The following is a 17,942-nucleotide window of genomic DNA, read 5'->3' on the forward strand; positions in this document are numbered from 1 at the left end:
GGCAACGACGGCGCCCGGACGCAGAACGGGCCCCGCACCGAGAGGTGCGGGGCCCGTTCAGGTGCGCTGACTCAGCGCTTGCCGAACACGTGGATCGGCAGGAAGAACGAGAGCGACATGAGCAGCACGCCGCCCAGGAAGACGAATGCCTGGCCCGAGCTCACCTGGAACGCGACGCCGAACAGGTACATCGACACCAGCAGGAGCAGGATCGAGAAAACAGCGGCGATGACGCGGCCCACAGTGGTACCTCCGGAGATCAGGCGGGTGGATCGTCCCCAGTCTATCCCCAGGCAGGGGCGTGCTGGTTCACGCAGCGGGCTTCGTGGACACGAGTCGGTCCACCACGACCAGGAGCGACTCCATGTCGACGGTCGCGCGGTCGGGCCGGACGTCGCTCGCCGCTCCGAGCGAGGCGGCGTGGTACAGACCGTCGCCCATCAGCTTGATCGCCTGCGCGGTCGGCGCGTCGCCGAGCGCGTCGACGAGGGTCGCGAGCCAGGCGTTCTCGGTCTCGTCGAGGGTGCGGCCGGCCTCTTCGTACCCGGCCTGCTGCAGCCGGCTGGCGGCGAGGAGCGCCAGGTCGAGCTCGCTGCCGACGAACTGGCAGTTGCGGACGAAGTAGCGGGCGGGGCCGTCCTCGGCGTCCCGCATCCGGTCGACGTCGATCGCGGAGAGGTCGGCGAGCCGGTCGCAGAGTCCCTCGACCAGGGCCGCCTTCGAGCCGAAGTGGTAGAGCAGGCCGCCCTTTGACACCCCCGCCCGCGCGGCGACGGCGTCGAGGGTGGCGGTGCGCTCGCCCTCTTCGCAGACGATGGCGACGAAGCTGTCGAGGACGCGGTCGCGAGCACTTGCCATAGGGGGAGTCTAGGGAGTGCCGGGCGGCGGGACGCACTGCCCCGCCGCCCGCACCGTCAGCCCTTCAGCGCACCGGCCGCGATGTTCGCGATGAAGTGCCGCGACCCGATGATGAACACCCCGATCAGCGGGAAGACGCTGATCACCGCACCGGCCATCACCGCGCCGAGGTCGGTGGCGTTCACCGAGCTCAGCCCGGCGAGGGCCACCTGGAGCGTCTGCCCCTTCGGGTCGATCAGCACGATCAACGGCCAGACGTAGTCGTTCCAGGCGGTGATGAACGTGAAGATCCCGAGGAACGCGAGGCCACCGCGGAGCATCGGCACCGCGATCGACCACCAGGTCCGGAAGAACCCGGCGCCGTCGACCCGGGCGGAGTCGATGATCTCGTTCGGGATCGACCCGGTCGCGAACTGCCGGAGGAGGAAGATCCCGAACGCGTTCGCGGCTCCCGGGACGATGAGCGCCTGCAGCCCGCCGATCCACCCGAGGTGCGACATCAGCACGAAGCTCGGCACCAGGGACAGGCTGCCGGGGACGAGGAACGTGGCGAGCATCACGGTGAAGAGCGACCGCTTGAACGGGAACTCGTACTTCGCGAACGCGAACGCCGCGAGCGAGTCGAACACCATCACGAGGACCGCGGTGCTGCCGGCGACGATCACGGTGTTCAGCAGCGCCCGGAGCATGTCCACGTTCGCGAACACCGACGCGACGTTCGCCATCGCGTTGCTGCCGAACCACATCGATGGCGGGTACCCGAAGATCTCCGCGTTCGTCGACGTGGACATCACGAGGAGCCAGTAGAACGGGAAGATCGAGAGCACCACCCCGACCACCAGGCAGACGTGGGTGACGAGCGTCCCGACCCAGCCGCGGCGGAAGCCGTGGCGCCGGTCGTCTCCGGCGGCACCGGGGCGCCCGAGGGCGGCGGCGGTGTTCGTGGTCGTGGTGGTGGGCTGTGTCGCGGTCATGCGTCGACCCCCTTCGTGGTCGAGCGGACGGGACGGACGGTGCGCGCGGTGCGCAGACGCCTCGGTGTCTTCAGGCCGTCGCGTTCGCTGAGCAGGCGCCAGTTGATGATCGCGAAGACCACCGAGAAGAGGAACAGCACCCAGGCGATCGCCGACCCGTAGCCGAAGTCGAACTGGTTGAACGCCTGCTCGTACTGGTAGAGCACGATCGTCATGCCGGCCTCGTCCGGGCCACCGACCGAACCGCCGTTGAACAGGATCTGTGGCTCGGTGAAGAGCCCCAGCCCGCCGATCGTGGACGTGATGAGCGTGAACAGGATCACCGGCCGGAGGAGCGGGACGGTGATGCGGGAGAAGATCTGCCAGGTGTTCGCGCCGTCGACCTTCGCGGCGTCGTACAGCTCCGTCGGGATCGACTGCAGCCCGGCCAGGTAGATGATCGCGTTGTAGCCGGTCCAGCGCCAGATCACCATCACCGAGATCGTGACCTTGATGCCCCAGTACGACGACAGCCACCCGACCGGGTCGGCGCCGAGCGTCCGGAGCGCGGCGTTCACCAGGCCGAAGCCGTCGGAGAAGACCGAGCCGAACACGATCGCCATCGCGACCATGCTCGTGACGTTCGGGATGAAGAACGCCACCCGGTAGAAGCCCTTCGCGCGGATGTTCCCGTGCAGCAGGAACGCCAGCACGAGCGCCAGGAAGAGCATCGGGATCGTCGACATGATCCAGATGAGGAAGGTGTTCGCGACGGCGTTCCAGAAGCGCGGGTCGCCGAGCAGGTACTCGTACTGCGCGAACCCGACCCACGCGGGCGCGCCGATGCCGTCCCAGTCGGTGAAGGACAGCACGATCGAGAACACGATCGGGAAGAGCCCGAAGACGAGGAACAGGACGTAGAACGGCGCGATCGCCACATATTGCGGCCAGAACCGCCGGAGACCGAACCGCTTCCCGGTGGCAGCGGTCGTGATGGAGGAGGTGGGCGTCCCGACGACGGCGGGGATGCTCGTCGTGGGCGGGGCCTGCTTGGTGCTCATGCGGCGACCCCGCGCTTCTCGAGGACACGGTTGGTCTGGTCGACGGCGTCCTGCCAGGCCCGGTCCGGGTCCTTGCCGGCGGCCTCGACGTTGGTGATCTCGGTCGCGAAGGCGCCGATGAACCGTTCGTTGTTCGAGATGTAGGTGACGGGGACGTCCATCGCGGTGTCGCTGAAGAACCCGAGCGGGTCCTGGTCACCGAAGAAGTCACCGGGGTTCTGCATCAGGCCGTTCTCGAACGACGACGGCGTCGACGGGAACAGCTGGATGTCGTTGTAGGTGTGCGATTGCACCTCGGGGGAGGTGATCCACTGCGCGAAGGCCACGGCGGCCGCGGGGTTCTTCGACGTCTTCGGGACGGCGAGGAACGAGCCGCCGCTGTTGCCCGGACGCTCCGGCTGGCGTGCGATGCGCCACTGCCCGGACGAGTCCGGCGCGGTGTCGTGGATCACCTGCGTCCACCAGGCGCCCTCGATCTGCCCCGCCACGCGGCCCGACACCCACCCGGCGTTCTGGTCGGTGCCGGACTGCAGGTTGCCGGTCACGCCGGACTTCGCACACGCGACGGCGTTCTCCCACGCCTTGCGGATGCTGCTGTCGTCCCGCTCGAACACGGGCTGGTCGTCGCGGTCGAAGTACCGGGTGGGACTGGCGTACACGTACTGGTTGAAGAGCTGGTTCGCCGTGATCACCGTCGCGACGTCGGCCTTCTTGCGGAGCGTCGCGCCGAGCTTCCGGAAGTCGTCCCAGGTGGTGATCGAGGCGGACACCTCGTCCGGGTCCGTCGGCAGTCCGGCCTTCGCGAGGACGTCCTGCCGGTAGAAGAACCCGGTTGGCCCGGTGTCGACCGGCCAGAAGCACTGCCGGCCGCTCGGAGTGGTGCCGAGGGCGCGCTTCCAGTCGTAGTACTCGCTCTTCTTCGCGGTGCCCCCGTGCTCGTCGAAGTCGGTGAAGAGGTCCTCGTCGGGGAAGTACAGCCAGCAGTTCGAGTTGACCATGAGCACGTCGGGGATGAACGCGTTGCCGGCGAGCGCGGTCCGGAACTTCGTGTCGTACGACGCCCCGCCGATGAGGTCGGGGCGGAGGCGCATCGGCCGGTGCCCGTCGATCCCGGCAGCGGCCCGCTTGAGGAACTTCGGGTCGAGCGACCGGTTCCAGTACCAGAGGACGAGTTCGTCGGGGTCCTTCGAGATGGACGTGCCGGTCGAACACCCGGCAAGGAGGGCGGCGGCGCCGAGGGCACCTGCGCCGGCGAGGAACCCCCGCCGGCTGAGACTGATCGATGGCGTTGCTGTCACTTCTGGACCTGCTCTCGTCGTTGAGATCGGTTGCCGTGAACGCTCGACCGTGAACGCTCACGAAGTGGATCAGAGCATGCTCTGACCGACACGCCGTGTCAAGCAACGATTGCGTTGCGGCACCGGGGCGGGCGCGTTACCGTCGTCGTGACCGTGAAGGTTCACGAGACGAACAGGATCCGCATGTCAGCGCAGACCGCGACCACCGCAGGCACCCCGACCGGGGCCACCCACGACACCCCGGGATGGGCCGTCCTCGGGCCGGGCAGCATCGCCCGCCGCTTCCTCTCCCAGCTGCCCGCGAGCGCTGCCGGGGCCACCCTCGTCGCCGCCGGCAGCTCCTCGACCGAGCGGGCGCAGGCCTTCGCGGACGACGCCGTCGACCACGGCTTCGCGGACGTCGCCGCCCGCACCTACGACGAGGTCCTGGCCGACCCGGACGTCGACGCCGTCTACGTCTCGACCGTGCACACCGGGCACGCGCACCTCGTGCTCGCCGCGCTCGCCGCGGGCAAGGCCGTCCTCTGCGAGAAGCCGCTGTCGCCGAACCACGGCACCTCGATGGCACTCGCGGACGCCGCCAGGCAGGCGGGGCTCCCGCTCGTCGAGGCGTACATGTACCGCTTCCACCCGCAGACCGCCGCGCTCCTCGACCTCGTCCGCCAGGGCGCGATCGGCGACGTGACCCACATCGACGCGTCGTTCGCGTTCCGCGCCGGGTCCCGGACCGGTCGACTGTTCGACGTCGACACCGCGGGTGGCGGCATCCTCGACGTCGGCGGCTACCCGGTGACGATGGCGGCCGCGATCGTCCAGGCCGCGACCGGTGTCGCCGTCGCCGAGCCGACCGAGCTCACCGCCGCGGGGACCCTCGGGCCGACCGGCGTCGACGAGTGGACCACCGCGACGCTGACGTACAAGGGCGGCATCACCGCCGACGTCCGCACCGGCGTCCGCGTGCAGGACGACAACGCCGTCACGGTGCACGGCACCACCGGCAAGATCACGCTCACCGACCCGTGGACCCTCGGCGACGACCCGACGATCGAGATCCGCACCGTCGACGAGGACCCGCGCACGCTGTCCTTCGCCGGTGCGAAGCCGTACGCGCTCGAAGCCGACGCCACGACCGCGGCCCTCGCTGCGGGTCGCGTGGACGTGCCCGAGTACACGCTCGACGAGTCGCTCGCCACCGCCCGCACGCTCGACAAGTGGCGCGCCGCGATCGACCTGCGCTACCCGTTCGAGGCCGAGACCGCGGACATCCCCACGGTGAGCGGCCGCCCGCTGGCCGTGCAGGACGGCAACCCGATGCGGTTCGGGGAGATCCCCGGCGTCGGCAAGCGGATGTCCCGTCTGGTGATGGGCGTCGACAACCAGCCGGACCTGGCGCACGCCAGCGCCATCTTCGACCTGTTCGTCGAGCAGGGCGGCAACGTCTTCGACACCGGCTACATCTACGGCGGCGGGGTGCTCGAAGGGCGGCTCGGCAAGTGGATCCAGAACCGCGGCATCCGTGAGGACGTGGTCGTCATCACCAAGGGCGCACACACCCCGTACTGCGACCCGGAGTCCCTCAGCCGCCAGCTCCTGGAGAGCCTCGACCGCCAGGGCACCGACTACGCGGACATCTACATGATGCACCGCGACAACGAGGACATCCCCGTCGGGGAGTTCGTCGACGTCCTCGACGAGCACCGTCGCGCCGGCCGGATCCGTGTCTACGGCGGCTCGAACTGGAGCCTCGCCCGGTTCGACGAGGCGAACGCGTACGCCCGCGCCAACGGGAAGCACGAGTTCGAGGTCCTGAGCAACCACTTCGGCCTGGCCGAGGCGTACGACGTGCCGTGGGCCGGCTGCCGCCACGTCACGGACGCGGCGTCGAAGGCGTGGCTCGAGGAGCGTCAGGTGCCGCTGCTGCCGTGGTCGTCGCAGGCCCGCGGCTTCTTCACCGGCCGTGCGACGCCAGAGGACACCAGCGACGCCGAGCTCGTCCGCTGCTACTACTCCGACGAGAACTTCGAGCGACTGCGCCGGGCGTCCGAGCTCGGCGCGCAGTTCGGCGTCCCGGCGACGGCGATCGCCCTGGCGTACGTCCTCAACCAGCCGTTCCCGACGTTCCCGCTCTTCGGACCGCGTACGATCGCGGAAGCCCGTTCCTCCATGACGGGGCTCTCCGTCGAACTCACTCCGGAACAGGTGGCATGGCTGGACCTCCGCGACTGACCGACGCCACAGGCGCAACCGACGCCACCGGCGCCGGCAGCGTCGGCCAGGTCAGCGACCACACCCCCGGCGGCCGGGCGACGATCATCGACGTCGCCACGGCCGCCGGGGTGTCCCGGCAGACCGTCACCCGTGCGATGAACGGGATGACCGGCATCAGCGCCGCGACGAAGGAACGGGTGCTCGCGGTCGCGGAGCAGCTCCGCTACCGGCCGTCGCGGTTCGGCCGCGGCCTGGTCACCGGCGGCGATCACCAACTCGGGCTCGTGGTCAACGACCTCAGGAACCCGTACACCCCGCAGCTCGCGGCCTCGGTGTTCCAGCTCGCCGCCGAGCAGGGCTGGAACGTGATGCTCGCGGACGTCGACCTGGCGAGCGATCCGGACCGGATGGTCGCCGCGCTCGGTGCGCAGACGGACGTCGTGATCGGGTACTTCGGGGACCGCCGTGAGCGCTGGAACGACCTGCTCGGCACGGTCCCGATGGTCGAGCTCGACCCCTCCTCGGACCCGCCGACCGCCGCGGTCTGGATCGACCCGAGCGACGGGATCGAGGTCCTCGCCGACCACCTCGTCGCCACCGGCGTGCGTCACCCGGTCGTCCTCGACAACTCCTCGCCGGAGCACACGAGCGTGCGCGGAGTCCTCATGACGGATGCGCTCCGCCGCCGTGGCTACCTGCCCGACGTCGTGCACGCACCGCACGGCACCGCCGAGTGCGGGGCCGAGGAGACGGTCCGCATCCTCGGCCGGAAGCGTCGGCTCGACGCGATCCTGGCCTTCAACGACGTGATGGCGCTCGGCGTGCTGCAGGCCTGCCGTCGCGCCGGCGTCGACGTCCCCGGTGACGTGCGGGTCGTCGGCGTCGACGGGCTGCCGCTCGGCGCGCTCGTCTCGCCGCAGCTCACGACGCTGGCGGTGGACCTCGACGAGGTCGCCCGCGAGGCGCTCGACCTCGCCCTCGGCATGCTCGCGGGCGAGCTGCCGCGCAACGGTCCGACCGTGCAGCGCACGGTGCGCCACCGTCTGCTGCTGCGCGAGTCCGCCTAGCGACCGCGGGCCCTGGAGGGGGCCAGGAGACGGCCTGGAGGCTCGTGGCGGCGTCGTCACGAGCCTCCAGACCGTCTCCTTGTTGCGTTTGCAACGTTACCCGTCCAGACGGTACAGTAGACGGGTCCTGCCGGGCGGCGTGACGACTTCCGCGCCCGGAGCAACACCCTCGAAGTCCGTGGAGCACCACCATGTCCGCACTCCTCACCAGCCCGATCGCCACCCGTGTCACCACGAGTCGGGCGCGACGGTTCCTGGCGCTCGCCGTGCTGATGCTGCCCGTCCTCCTCATCTCGATCGACAACACGATCCTGAGCTTCGCGCTGCCCTCGATCTCCCGCGCCCTCGACCCGGACGCCACCACCCAGCTCTGGATCGTGGACGCGTACCCGCTCGTGCTCGCCGGGCTCCTCGTCGTGATGGGCAGCATCGGCGACCGCATCGGGCGCCGGAAGATCCTGGTCATCGGTGCCACCGGGTTCGCGCTGCTCTCGGTCGCCGCGGCCTTCGCCACCGACGCCTGGATGCTCGTCGCCGCCCGCATCGCCATGGGCGTGTTCGGCGCGATGCTCATGCCCGCGACGCTGTCGATCATCCGGAACGTGTTCCCGCACGCGGGGGAGCGTCGGATGGCACTCGCGGTCTGGTCGACCATGTTCGCCGCAGGCAACGCCCTCGGCCCGCTCGTCGGCGGCGTGCTGCTCGCGCACTTCCACTGGGGGAGCGTGTTCCTCGTCGCGGTGCCGATCCTCGTGCTCATGCTCGTCGGCGTGCCGTTCTGCGTGCCGGAGTCCCGCGACCGGAACCCCGGGCCGGTCGACGTCCCGAGCATGCTGCTCTCGCTCGGCACCCTCGCGCCGATCGCCTGGGCGATCAAGTCGATCGTGCACCCGGAGGAGCGTGGCCTCGCGATCGCGATGGTCGCCGTCGGCGTGCTCTGCGGCGTCGCCTTCGTGCGGCGGCAGCTCCGCACCCGCACCCCGATGCTCGACCTCCGGCTGTTCCGCAGCACCGCGTTCACGGGCAGCGTCCTGATGAACATGGCGGCGATGTTCTCGCTGACCGGGTTCCTGTTCTTCATCGCCCAGCACCTGCAGCTCGTCGCCGGGCTCGACCCCTTCACCTCGGGCGTCGTGCTGGTCCCCGGGTCGGTGCTGACCATCGTCGCCGGACTCGTCGTCGTGCCGATCGTGGCCCGGGTCGCACCGCGCTGGGTCGTCGCCGTCGCGCTGCTGTTCTCGGCGGCCGCGTACGGGATGGTCGCGGTGCTCGGCCACCACGCGTCGATCGTGGCGCTGGCGTTCGCGTTCGTGCTGCTCGGCATCGGGATCGGCGCGTCCGAGACCGTCACGAACGACCTCATCATCTCGACCGCCCCGGCGGACAAGGCCGGCGCGGCCTCGGCCGTCTCCGAGACGGCGTACGAGATCGGTGCGGTGCTCGGGACGGCCGTGCTCGGGACGATCCTCGCGACCGCGTACCGGGCGCACGTGTCGGTGCCGAGCGGGCTGTCGTCCTCGGCCCACACGGCGGCGCAGGAGACGCTCGGTGGTGCGGTGTCCGCGGCGACCTCGCTCGGCGGGTCGGCCGGTCAGGCGCTGCTCGACTCGGCGCGGGCGGCGTTCGACTCCGGCGTGACGATCACGTCCGGCGTCGCCGCGGTGCTCATGGTCGTCGCCGCTGCCGGCGCCGTCGTGATGCTCCGGCGGCGCTGAGGTGCCGCACCCCGCACCGTGCGACGCCGCCGCTCCGCGTCACACGGCGTCATCCGGCACGCCCGGGATGAGGCGAACCTGGGAATCGTTGACCTCAACATAGGTTGAGGTCATACGTTGGGAGATGCCCGCCAGGACAGCGGGTCACCCACTCCCGAACGAGGAACGACCACGACTCCCATGCCCGAAGCAGCACCGGCCACCATCGCGGACGCGTACAAGTCGGCGTTCCGCGGTCACCCCGCCGGCGTCGCCGTCATCACCGCCGAGGGGCCAGACGGCCCGACGGGGCTCACCGCCTCGAGCGTGGCGAGCGTCGCGATCGACCCGCCCGTCCTGGTCTTCTCGCTGTCCACCCAGTCCGGGTCGGCCGGCATCGTCCTCGGAGCGCCGCTGTTCGTCGTGCACCTGATGGACTCGCACGGCGTCGCCCTGGCCAAGCGCTTCGCGTCCACCGGCAGCCCGGCGGCCGACGACCCGATCTGGGGCACGCTGCCCTCCGGTGACCGCTACCTGCCGTCCGCCGCGTCCGCCCTCCGCTGCCGTCCGCTCTCCACGACGCCGATCGGCAGTTCGACCGTGGTCGTCGCCGAGGTCCTGGACATCGTGCTCGGCTCCGAACGGGGCGAGCCGCTGGTCTACCACAACCGGGAATTCCACTCCCTCACCGATCGTTCCCGGCTCTCGTGAGCCGCGGAGCACCATCCGCCAATCCACTGATCGAAAGGAACTCACATGGCTGAGTACACCCTGCCGGAGCTGCCGTACGACTACGCCGCACTCGAGCCGCACATCAGCGGCAAGATCATGCAGCTGCACCACGACAAGCACCACCAGACCTACGTGACGGGTGCGAACACCGCGCTCCAGCAGCTCGCCGAGGCCCGTGAGTCGGGCAACCTGGCGAACGTGAACAAGCTCGAGAAGGACCTCGCGTTCAACCTCGGCGGTCACGTCAACCACTCGATCTTCTGGACCAACCTCGGCCCGGACACGAAGGTCCCGGAGGGCGAGCTCGCCGCCGCGATCGACGAGTTCTTCGGTTCGTTCGAGAAGTTCCAGGCCCAGTTCACCGCCGTCGCCACGGGCATCCAGGGCTCCGGCTGGTCCGTCCTCGCCTGGGACACCGTCGGCCAGAAGCTCACCACCTTCCAGCTGTTCGACCAGCAGGCGAACGTGCCGTTCGGCCTGGTGCCGATCTTCATGCTCGACATGTGGGAGCACGCCTTCTACCTCGACTACCTCAACGTCAAGGCGGACTACGTCAAGGCCGTGTGGAACATCGTCGACTGGGAGAACGTCGCGGCTCGCTTCGCGAACGCCAAGTCGCAGTCGTTCGTCACGCTCTGAACGCTCTGACCTGACGGACGGGAGGCCCGGTGCCAGCTGGCACCGGGCCTCCCGTCCGTTCGTGGTCGCGCCCACCGCACGTCCGTCACCGTCAGGCCGTGCGAACCGGGCGCCCGGTCCGTCACATCAGGCCGTGGCGAACCGCGCGCCGGAGACGAGCCGGTCGGCCACCGCCCGCAGGACGGCGTCGATGTCCGTGTGCTCGCGGTCGACGATGGTGCCCCACTGCGCGCCACGGGCGGCGAGGACCGCGCCGCGGGCCGCTCGTTCCCCGTCGCGGGCGCCGTAGCCGTGGGTGGTGCACCAGGCCGCGATGGCGGCCACCTGCGCGCGGTGGAAGACGTGTTCGCGGTCGCGCCCGTCGAGGGACTCCACCGACCCGAGCTCGAAGGTGAGCCGCGCCGCGAGGGAGCGCTCCGGGTCGTCGAGGCCGCCGAAGACGGCGACGAGGTAGGCGGCGAGGCCGAGGTCGTCGGCGTCAGGGTCGAGTGCGACGGTCGCGGTGCGCTCCGCCAGGTGCTCGACCACGGCGTCGATGAGGGCTTCACGGGTGCCGAAGTGGTAAACGATCGGGTACGCGCTGGTGCCGAGGACGCGGCCGAGGCTGCGGACCGAGACGTCTTCGAGCTTGGTGTCCTGCAGGTGCTGGGCGACCTTGGCGACGATCGCCGGCTTCAGGGTCGGATCGGGCTTGCGGGGCATGGGGTCTCCGGCCGTGCGGTGGATCAGAACACAATCATGAAACATGTTACCGGCAGAGTCCGGCGCCGGGCTGGGAGTCCGCATCGCATCCGTGATCTGAAGAGGGGTGCAGGCTCGCCCCGCAAAGTGGAGATTTCCTCGGGTTCACGTAGACTGCCGAGGATGTCCCTGCCGTCCGAGCGTTCCGTGCCCCCGTCACGTCCCGCGGAGGCGGCCGGCGGACGGGCGGTCGCGGGCCGTCGCCGCGGCGTCGGGAAGCGCTTCCTGGTGATCGGCGACGTGCTGGACGGCGTGCTCGTGCAGACCCGGGCCACCGGGCCGGGCGACCACGACCCGGCCGCGTCCATCCGGCACCGCCCCGCAGGGGCCGCGGGGAACACGGCGACCTGGCTCGGCTGGCTCGGCGCCGAGGTCGACCTGGTCGGGCGCGTCGGAGTGGACGACGTCTACCGGCACGCCCGCGCGCTCGAGGACGCGGGCGTCCGGCCGCACATCCACCACGACGCCGGCACCTCCACCGGCGTCGTCGTGTCGGTCCGGAACGCGCGCGCCCGGACGTCGATGTCCGACGGCGCGGCGAGCTCGCTGATCACCGCCGACGACGTGCCGGACGAGCTCGTCGCCCGTGCGGACATCGTGCACCTCACGGGGGAGGCGATGCTCGGCGCCGGCGGGGTGGAACGCCTGGCGGCCCTCGTCGCCCGCGCTCGCTCGGGGCCGGCCCGCGTGTCCTTCGACCCGTCGTCGGCGGCGGTGGTCCGAGCCGTAGGCGGCCCCGCGTTCCTCGACGCGATCGCCGGGGTCGACCTGCTCGTCCCCGGCGCGGCCGAGGCGCTCGCACTCACGGGAGCGCCCGACGTCGTCGAGGCCGCCCGCATCCTGACCCGGGCCGTGCCGCTCGTGGTCGTCACGCTCGGGCACGACGGTGTCCTCGTCGGACGGCCGGGGCGGACCCCGCAACGCGTGCCCGCCACGGCGGCCACGGTCGTCGACACGATCGGCGCCGGCGACGCGTTCGCGGCGGGTTTCATCCGTGCCTGGGCCACCGACCCGGTGCGGGTCGGGGCCGCCGCGCGGGAGGGCACGCGGGTCGCCGCTCGCGCGCTCGGGTTCGTCGGCGGGCGGCCGCCGGTCTGAGGTCGTGCGGCGGTCGTGCGCCGGTCGTGCGGCGGTCGCGGGGCGGTCCCGCGGCGCGGTCCCGCGGCGCGTCAGCCTTCGGCTTCGACGGGCTCCGCGGTGCAGATCAGGGTCTGGACGCGCCCCGATGCGAGCGGAGCGAGTCGGATCTCGACCCGGAGCCGTCCAGCGGTGCCGGGCAGCCACCAGCGCAGGTGCGTCGGCGTCGTCGACGCCTCCGCGACGGGCGCGGCACCGAGGTCGGCGCCGACGGCGGCGGCCGCCGCGGCGATCGCGGCGCGTCGCCGGTCGTACGGCACGTCCATGGCCACGTTCGGTGTGCAGATCGCGTCCGCCAGGTCGTCGCTCCACCCGGCCAGGAGGCGCGACACGGCCGCCTGCGCGGCTCGCGTCTCGGGGAGGACGCTCACGGGCGCCGGCCGGGTCCGCACGTCGGCCGCGAGCAGCAGGTCGTGCGCGGCCTCGGTCGCGACGGAGACCTTCGCCTGCGTGGCGTTCTCGAACGCGACGACACCCAGGCCCGAGCGGACGGACCACCGCATGTGCGCCGAGAAGCCCGGGTAGCCGCCGGAGTGCGAGGCGATCGGCCCGTACATGGCGTCCTGCTCGACGAAGAGCCCGAAGCCGTAGCCGACCGGCCGGCCGGAACCGGGGACCGTCGTCGGGATGACCCGCATCGCCTGCTGCATGAGGCGGCGGTCCGCGGGGGAGACCGGGCCGTCCTCGGCCACGGACCCCGGCGCACGGAGCGGCGCGAACGCCGAGGACAGGTGTCGCGCCCAGCGAGCCAGGTCGGTGACGGTGGAGAACAGGCCGCCGATCGGGGAGAACGCGCCGGGGCCGCTCAGGGGGAGTGGTTCCCAGGTGCCCTCGAAGGGGCGGGCACCGGTCACGACGTACCCGCGGGCGTCGGCCGCCGCGAAGACCGTGTCGTCGAGACCGAGCGGCTCGAGGACCACGTCGTGGGCGACCTCGACGAAGGGGCGCCCGGCCACGACCGCGACGGCACGTCCGAGCAGCGCGTAGCCGAGGTTGGAGTACGCGAAGCCGGTGCCGGGGACGGAGTCGAACAGCAGCCCGGCCCGCAGGACGGCGTCGAGTTCGTCGTCGGAGATCGACTCCTGGCGGTCACCCCACGGGTCGTCGGTGGGGAAGCCCGCCGACATCGTCAGGAGCATCCGGAGCGTGGGGATCGGTGCGTCCGGCGTCGGCAGTGCCACGTCGGCGAACGCCGGCACGAAGTCGGTGATCGGGGCGTCGAGGGAGACCCGGCCTGCCGCGACGAGCGTCAGGAGCGTGGCCGCGGTGATGCTCTTCGTGCACGAGGCGATCCGGTAGACGGTGTCGGCGTCTGGTGCGCGGCCGTCCCCGCGGTCGCCGTGGCCGCCAGACGCGACGAGGCCGTCCGCGTCGAAGACGCCCCACACGGTGCTCGGGGCGACACCGCGCTCGACACGCTCCCGGAAGAGCTCGTCGATCCGCGCGATGGTCTCCGGGCTGGTGGTCGTCATGCGCGGCGCATCCTGTCGTAGGCGTCGAGGGCTCGTTGGCGGGTCTCGCGGAGGTCGACCATCGGTTCGGGGCGGTCCTCGTCGGCGGGCACCCAGCGGCGGACGTACTCGCGGTGCTTGTCGAAGCGTTCGAGCTGGCGGTCCGGGTTGAACACGCGGAAGTAGGGCGCCGCGTCGAACCCGGAGCCGGCGACCCACTGCCAGTTGCCCGGGTTGTTCGCGGCGTCGGCGTCCACCAGGGTGTCCCAGAACCACTGCTCCCCGACGCGCCAGTCCACGAGCAGGTTCTTCACGAGGAAGCTCGCCGCGGCCAGGCGGACGCGGTTGTGCATTGCGCCGGAGCTCCAGAGCTCGCGCATGCCGGCGTCCACCAGGTCGAACCCGGTGCGCCCCTGGTACCAGCGCTGGAGTTCGTCGTCGGACGGGGTGCGCCAGGGGAATGCGTCGAACTCCCGCCGGACGTTCACGGTGGCGAGCTGCTCCGAGTGGAAGTACTCGTTCCAGTTGAACTCGCGCCACGCCAGCTGCCGGAGGAACGCGGGCGCCTGCTGCCGCTGGTGCGGCTCGAGCCTGCCGTGCAGCCGGTGCCACACCTGGTAGGGGCTGATCTCGCCCCAGCGGAGGTGCGGGGAGAGGTCGCTCGTGGCGGCCATCGCGGGTTCGTCGCGCTGGTCGTAGTCCTCGAGGGCGTTCTCGACGAATTCCTCGAGGAGCTTCGCCGCACCGTGCTCGCCGGGATCCCAGGCGTCACGGAGTCCGCCGGCCCAGTCCGGGGCGGTCGGGACGAGCGCCCAGTCGGCCAGGTCGTCGCTGTCGGCGGACGAGGGTGACGGCAGCTCCCGTGGCTTCGGGAGCGGGTGCCGTGGCTCGGGCATCGCCTGCGCCGCGCGCCAGAAGGGGGTGAACACCTTGTACGGCTCACCGGAACCGTTGAGCACCGTCCACGGTTCCCAGAGCAGCGTCGCCGCGAAGCTGTGCGCCTCGGTGCCGGCGTCGGTCAGCGCGGACTTGATCCCCGCGTCGATGTCGCGCTCGACCGGTCCGTACCGGCGGTTCCAGAACACGCCGTCCGCGCCGGTGTCGGCGACGAGCCGGGGGATGACGTCGGCGGCCGCGCCCCGGCGCAGGACGAGCCGGGACCCGCGGGCCCGCAGGTCGGCGTCGAGCGAGGTCAGCGACTGGTGCAGCCACCACCGGGCAGCGGCGCCCAGCGGCCGGATGCCGTCGCTGTCGTCGTCGAGGACGTAGACCACCGTGAGGTCGCCGCCGTGGTCGATCCCCGCGCGGAGTGCCGGGTTGTCCGCGAGCCGGAGGTCGTCGCGGAGCCAGACGAGGGCGCCGGTCACACGGGCGCCGGGTCGGTCTGGACGGCGACGGTGCGGCGCACCGGGGGGACGTCGGCAGCGGCGACACGGAGCTTCGTGCAGAGCTCGGTCAGGGTCCGGAGCTCGCTGTCGCTCAGTCCGGCGCTGACCTGCGCGGCGATGCTCGCGGCGTGCTGGACGGCGACGGCGCGGTAGACGTCGAACCCGTGCGCGGTGAGCGCGACGATCACGCCGCGGGCGTCGGTCGGGTCCGGCTGTTTCTCGACGATGCCGCGTGCGGCCAGTCGGTCGACCAGACGGCTGACGCTCGGCTGGGTGAGCAGGAGGTGGCCGGTGAGGTCACGCATCCGGCAGCGCCGCCCGGGCTGCGTGGAGAGGTTGAAGCAGACGTCGTACTCGTTGAACGAGATCTCGCCGCCCGGGAACTCGGTGTTGAGGTTCCGCATCACCGTGACCTGTGCCCGGAACAGGGCTTCCCAGGCACCGACTGCGACCGCTTTCTCGCTGCGGTGGGCGTCGGTCCGGGCACCGTCGGTGCCGCGCGCCTCGTCGTTCACGGTGGAGCTCCCTCTGGTCCGGTGGTCTTCCACCCTACCGAGGGCGTCGGACACTCGGACCGAGCAACGCGCCTGCCGGACCCCGGACACGGACGAGGGCCGGCCGCTCAACGAGCGACCGGCCCTCTCCCTTGCACCAAGAGTGTCCTGCAATCACATTCCGCAGCCGGTGCCACAGCAAACACCGTCTGCACCACCGACTGTATAACGAACGGATAACGGGCGCTAGCCGGAACCGCCGACGTTCGCTGCGAGTTCACCAAGAGGCCGGTATGCGCGGCCTGTGGTGCTCAGAACAGGTCGGGCGACGGGGTCGACGCGTAGCGGACGGCGACGTCCGCGTGCCGGTCGAAGCGGTAGCCGACCCCGCGGACCGTGCGGACGATCTCCTCGAACGCACCGAGCTTGGAGCGCAGACGGCGGACGTGCACGTCGATGGTGCGCTCGTTCGGGGTCTCGTCCTCACCGTCGGACCAGAGACCGTCGATGATGGCGGTGCGGTCGACCGTGCGGCCCTCGCGGAGGACGAGGAACTGCAGGAGCTCGAACTCCTTGTACGTCAGGGGAGCGGCTTCACCGTCGAGCGTCACACGCTTCCGGGAGATGTCGATGACGACGCCGGTCTCCTCGGGCTCGGGCTTCTCGGCCTGCTTGCGTGCGGCGACGGCGGAGCGGTCCTGCAGCGCGAGCCGGACGACGTCGACGTCACGGCCACCGGAGCCCTCGGCGGCCACGGCGACCGCGGCGTAGGTCTCGGCGGCGGGGACGAGCTGCGCGGTGAGCGCCTTCAGCTGCTCGACCACCGCGGCGAGGGTCGTGCCGGCCGCTGCGGCCTTCTCCTCGTCGATGCCGACGTAGAGGGCGAAGCCGCGGGCCTCGGTGCCTTCCGGCAGTGCGCGGTTCCGCTGCGGTGCGACGACCGGGCTCGTCGGGATCTCGGTGCGCTCGGGCTGCACGGCCCGCGACGGTGCCGCGTCGCGGCGGGGCCGGATCGGGGTGACTGCGCCGAGGTCGATCGGGGCGGGAGCAGCGGTGCGGAGGCTGGTGCGGGGCTGGGCGATGGTGAGCGACATGGTGGTTCTCCGGGCGATGTGGTCGCGGCTGCTCTCGCAGTGCGGCCGGTGTCGAATGCGTCGGCCCGGGTACGGTGACGTCGCATCGGCGGTGCGCCGATGTGCCCTGCGGTCCTGCTGGGGAGGACCGGGGCTGACCCGGGGGTGCGGGGAACGACCTCGTGACGTGACGTGCGCGTCGTCGGTGGTCGTCACCCGGGGATCACGCGCTCGCGACGGGGGTGGTGTCGCGGGGGATCCGGCTGGAACGGGTGCCGATCAGGCACACATTCGACAACGCATGACGGCCATCGCCGGCATCATCGTGCCGGCGGTCCCCACTGCCCCCGAGAGGGAGCACGCCTCGGAGAGGACGCGGGACACGGTTGCAGTCATGACGACGAGTATCCGCGGTATACCAAGTCGCTGTCAACCGTCCGCCCGGACGGTCGAGGGCGGAGGAGTGTTATTCGGCCAGTCCGTACAGACGGTCGCCGGCGTCGCCGAGGCCCGGCACGATGTAGCCGTTCTCGTCGAGGCGCTCGTCGAGGGCGCCGAGCACGATCGTGACGTCGCGGTCGCCCACGGCTTCCTCGACGGCCTTGAGGCCCTCGGGCGCCCCGAGGATGCACACGCAGGTGACGTCCTCGGCGCCGCGGTCGAACAGGAAGTCGATGGCGGCGGCGAGGGTGCCCCCGGTCGCGAGCATCGGGTCGAGCACGAAGCACTGGCGGTTCGAGAGGTCGTCCGGCAGGCGCTCCGCGTAGGTCTGCGGCTCGAGGGTCTCCTCGTTGCGCGCCATGCCGAGGAACCCGACTTCCGCCGTGGGGACGAGCTTGACCATGCCCTCGAGCATGCCGAGGCCGGCGCGGAGGATCGGGACGACGAGCGGGCGCGGCTTCGCGATCGAGACGCCCATGGTCTGCGCGACCGGCGTGGAGATCGGGGTCGCCGTGACCCGGACGTTCCGGGTGGCTTCGTACGCGAGGAGCGTGACGAGTTCCTCGGTCAGTGCCCGGAACGTGGGGGAGGGTGTGGTCCGGTCGCGGAGCACCGAGAGCTTGTGGGTGATGAGCGGGTGGTCGGCGACGTGGACTCGCATAGGGTCGAGCGTACCGTGCCGCGTGCCCACCAGCGCTCGCGGGCGG

The 17,942-nt window shown here is 71.2% G+C and carries 17 protein-coding genes; 6 read left to right on the forward strand and 11 right to left on the reverse strand.

All coding sequences use genetic code 11. The features are described from left to right. Positions 1 to 71: 71 nt before the first annotated feature. The 5 genes from EDF24_RS19145 to EDF24_RS08680 all read right to left on the reverse strand — a co-directional run bounded on the left by EDF24_RS19145 (position 72) and on the right by EDF24_RS08680 (position 4,170). Positions 72 to 242: a hypothetical protein gene (locus EDF24_RS19145; RefSeq protein ID WP_165931383.1), complete on the reverse strand. Its 171-nt coding sequence runs from the start codon at positions 240 to 242 to the stop codon at positions 72 to 74. Positions 243 to 309: 67 nt separating this feature from the next. Further along, positions 310 to 858, reverse strand: coding sequence for a TetR/AcrR family transcriptional regulator (locus EDF24_RS08665; protein WP_123655535.1), 549 nt, complete (start codon positions 856 to 858; stop codon positions 310 to 312). A 56-nt stretch (positions 859 to 914) separates the two neighbouring features. After that, a complete protein-coding gene (locus tag EDF24_RS08670; protein ID WP_260233394.1) occupies positions 915 to 1,832 on the reverse strand; it encodes a carbohydrate ABC transporter permease in 918 nt (305 codons plus the stop codon). Then, entirely contained in the window at positions 1,829 to 2,872 is a 1,044-nt protein-coding gene (locus EDF24_RS08675) for a carbohydrate ABC transporter permease (RefSeq protein ID WP_123655534.1), read from the reverse strand. The genes EDF24_RS08670 and EDF24_RS08675 overlap by 4 nt, the downstream gene beginning before the upstream one ends. After that, complete coding sequence (locus EDF24_RS08680; RefSeq protein ID WP_243698240.1) at positions 2,869 to 4,170, reverse strand: extracellular solute-binding protein; 1,302 nt, start codon at positions 4,168 to 4,170, stop codon at positions 2,869 to 2,871. The genes EDF24_RS08675 and EDF24_RS08680 overlap by 4 nt, the downstream gene beginning before the upstream one ends. A gap of 183 nt (positions 4,171 to 4,353) precedes the next feature. On the opposite strand from EDF24_RS08680, the gene EDF24_RS08685 reads away from it, so the two are divergent. The 5 genes from EDF24_RS08685 (at position 4,354) to EDF24_RS08705 (ending at position 10,510) form a co-directional block, all read left to right on the forward strand. After that, positions 4,354 to 6,396, forward strand: a complete 2,043-nt coding sequence (locus EDF24_RS08685) for an aldo/keto reductase (RefSeq protein ID WP_123702640.1) — start codon at positions 4,354 to 4,356, stop codon at positions 6,394 to 6,396. After that, positions 6,375 to 7,445, forward strand: a complete 1,071-nt coding sequence (locus EDF24_RS08690) for a LacI family DNA-binding transcriptional regulator (RefSeq protein ID WP_123702264.1) — start codon at positions 6,375 to 6,377, stop codon at positions 7,443 to 7,445. The genes EDF24_RS08685 and EDF24_RS08690 overlap by 22 nt, the downstream gene beginning before the upstream one ends. 191 nt (positions 7,446 to 7,636) lie before the next feature. Beyond that, positions 7,637 to 9,160, forward strand: a complete 1,524-nt coding sequence (locus EDF24_RS08695; RefSeq protein ID WP_123655528.1) for an MFS transporter — start codon at positions 7,637 to 7,639, stop codon at positions 9,158 to 9,160. Positions 9,161 to 9,340: 180 nt separating this feature from the next. Continuing rightward, the gene (locus EDF24_RS08700) at positions 9,341 to 9,850 is read left to right on the forward strand and encodes a flavin reductase family protein (protein ID WP_123702266.1); all 510 of its coding nucleotides are present in this window, start codon (positions 9,341 to 9,343) and stop codon (positions 9,848 to 9,850) included. Between the two features lie 45 nt (positions 9,851 to 9,895). Next, a complete protein-coding gene (locus tag EDF24_RS08705) occupies positions 9,896 to 10,510 on the forward strand; it encodes a superoxide dismutase (RefSeq protein ID WP_123655526.1) in 615 nt (204 codons plus the stop codon). Between the two features lie 126 nt (positions 10,511 to 10,636). Here the strand turns inward: EDF24_RS08705 and EDF24_RS08710 are convergent, their stop codons facing one another. Then, positions 10,637 to 11,212 carry a TetR/AcrR family transcriptional regulator gene (locus EDF24_RS08710; protein ID WP_123702268.1) on the reverse strand — a complete coding sequence of 192 codons (576 nt, stop codon included), beginning with the start codon at positions 11,210 to 11,212 and terminating at the stop codon, positions 10,637 to 10,639. 162 nt (positions 11,213 to 11,374) lie between these two features. Between EDF24_RS08710 and EDF24_RS08715 the strand changes: the two genes are divergently transcribed. Beyond that, the gene (locus EDF24_RS08715; RefSeq protein ID WP_185021615.1) at positions 11,375 to 12,349 is read left to right on the forward strand and encodes a carbohydrate kinase family protein; all 975 of its coding nucleotides are present in this window, start codon (positions 11,375 to 11,377) and stop codon (positions 12,347 to 12,349) included. A gap of 71 nt (positions 12,350 to 12,420) precedes the next feature. Here EDF24_RS08715 and EDF24_RS08720 read toward each other — a convergent pair whose 3' ends face one another. The 5 genes from EDF24_RS08720 to upp all read right to left on the reverse strand — a co-directional run bounded on the left by EDF24_RS08720 (position 12,421) and on the right by upp (position 17,896). Continuing rightward, complete coding sequence (locus EDF24_RS08720; RefSeq protein ID WP_123702272.1) at positions 12,421 to 13,860, reverse strand: serine hydrolase; 1,440 nt, start codon at positions 13,858 to 13,860, stop codon at positions 12,421 to 12,423. Then, on the reverse strand, positions 13,857 to 15,206 hold the full coding sequence (locus EDF24_RS08725; protein ID WP_123702274.1) for a deoxyribodipyrimidine photo-lyase: 1,350 nt from the start codon (positions 15,204 to 15,206) through the stop codon (positions 13,857 to 13,859). Before EDF24_RS08725 ends, EDF24_RS08720 begins: the two co-directional genes overlap by 4 nt. Next, complete coding sequence (locus tag EDF24_RS08730; RefSeq protein ID WP_123702276.1) at positions 15,203 to 15,742, reverse strand: MarR family winged helix-turn-helix transcriptional regulator; 540 nt, start codon at positions 15,740 to 15,742, stop codon at positions 15,203 to 15,205. The genes EDF24_RS08725 and EDF24_RS08730 overlap by 4 nt, the downstream gene beginning before the upstream one ends. A 290-nt stretch (positions 15,743 to 16,032) precedes the next feature. Continuing rightward, entirely contained in the window at positions 16,033 to 16,815 is a 783-nt protein-coding gene (locus EDF24_RS08735) for a winged helix-turn-helix domain-containing protein (protein ID WP_123655520.1), read from the reverse strand. A 445-nt stretch (positions 16,816 to 17,260) separates the two neighbouring features. Then, positions 17,261 to 17,896 (reverse strand): uracil phosphoribosyltransferase, encoded by a 636-nt coding sequence (gene upp, locus EDF24_RS08740; RefSeq protein WP_123655519.1) that lies wholly within the window; start codon positions 17,894 to 17,896, stop codon positions 17,261 to 17,263. Between the last annotated feature and the right edge of the window lie 46 nt (positions 17,897 to 17,942).

The organism is Curtobacterium sp. PhB130, assembly GCF_003755165.1.
GTDB lineage: Bacteria > Actinomycetota > Actinomycetes > Actinomycetales > Microbacteriaceae > Curtobacterium.

Excerpts from the sequence above, each read along its gene's own strand:
- EDF24_RS08690 (WP_123702264.1), top strand. The coding sequence starts at position 6,375 with ATGGCTGGACCTCCGCGACTGACCGACGCCACAGGCGCAACCGACGCC.
- EDF24_RS08665 (WP_123655535.1), bottom strand. The coding sequence starts at position 858 with ATGGCAAGTGCTCGCGACCGCGTCCTCGACAGCTTCGTCGCCATCGTC.
- EDF24_RS08685 (WP_123702640.1), top strand. The coding sequence starts at position 4,354 with ATGTCAGCGCAGACCGCGACCACCGCAGGCACCCCGACCGGGGCCACC.
- EDF24_RS08705 (WP_123655526.1), top strand. The coding sequence starts at position 9,896 with ATGGCTGAGTACACCCTGCCGGAGCTGCCGTACGACTACGCCGCACTC.
- EDF24_RS08710 (WP_123702268.1), bottom strand. The coding sequence starts at position 11,212 with ATGCCCCGCAAGCCCGATCCGACCCTGAAGCCGGCGATCGTCGCCAAG.
- upp (WP_123655519.1), bottom strand. The coding sequence starts at position 17,896 with ATGCGAGTCCACGTCGCCGACCACCCGCTCATCACCCACAAGCTCTCG.
- EDF24_RS08735 (WP_123655520.1), bottom strand. The coding sequence starts at position 16,815 with ATGTCGCTCACCATCGCCCAGCCCCGCACCAGCCTCCGCACCGCTGCT.
- EDF24_RS08715 (WP_185021615.1), top strand. The coding sequence starts at position 11,375 with ATGTCCCTGCCGTCCGAGCGTTCCGTGCCCCCGTCACGTCCCGCGGAG.
- EDF24_RS08720 (WP_123702272.1), bottom strand. The coding sequence starts at position 13,860 with ATGACGACCACCAGCCCGGAGACCATCGCGCGGATCGACGAGCTCTTC.
- EDF24_RS08670 (WP_260233394.1), bottom strand. The coding sequence starts at position 1,832 with ATGACCGCGACACAGCCCACCACCACGACCACGAACACCGCCGCCGCC.
- EDF24_RS08700 (WP_123702266.1), top strand. The coding sequence starts at position 9,341 with ATGCCCGAAGCAGCACCGGCCACCATCGCGGACGCGTACAAGTCGGCG.
- EDF24_RS08675 (WP_123655534.1), bottom strand. The coding sequence starts at position 2,872 with ATGAGCACCAAGCAGGCCCCGCCCACGACGAGCATCCCCGCCGTCGTC.
- EDF24_RS08695 (WP_123655528.1), top strand. The coding sequence starts at position 7,637 with ATGTCCGCACTCCTCACCAGCCCGATCGCCACCCGTGTCACCACGAGT.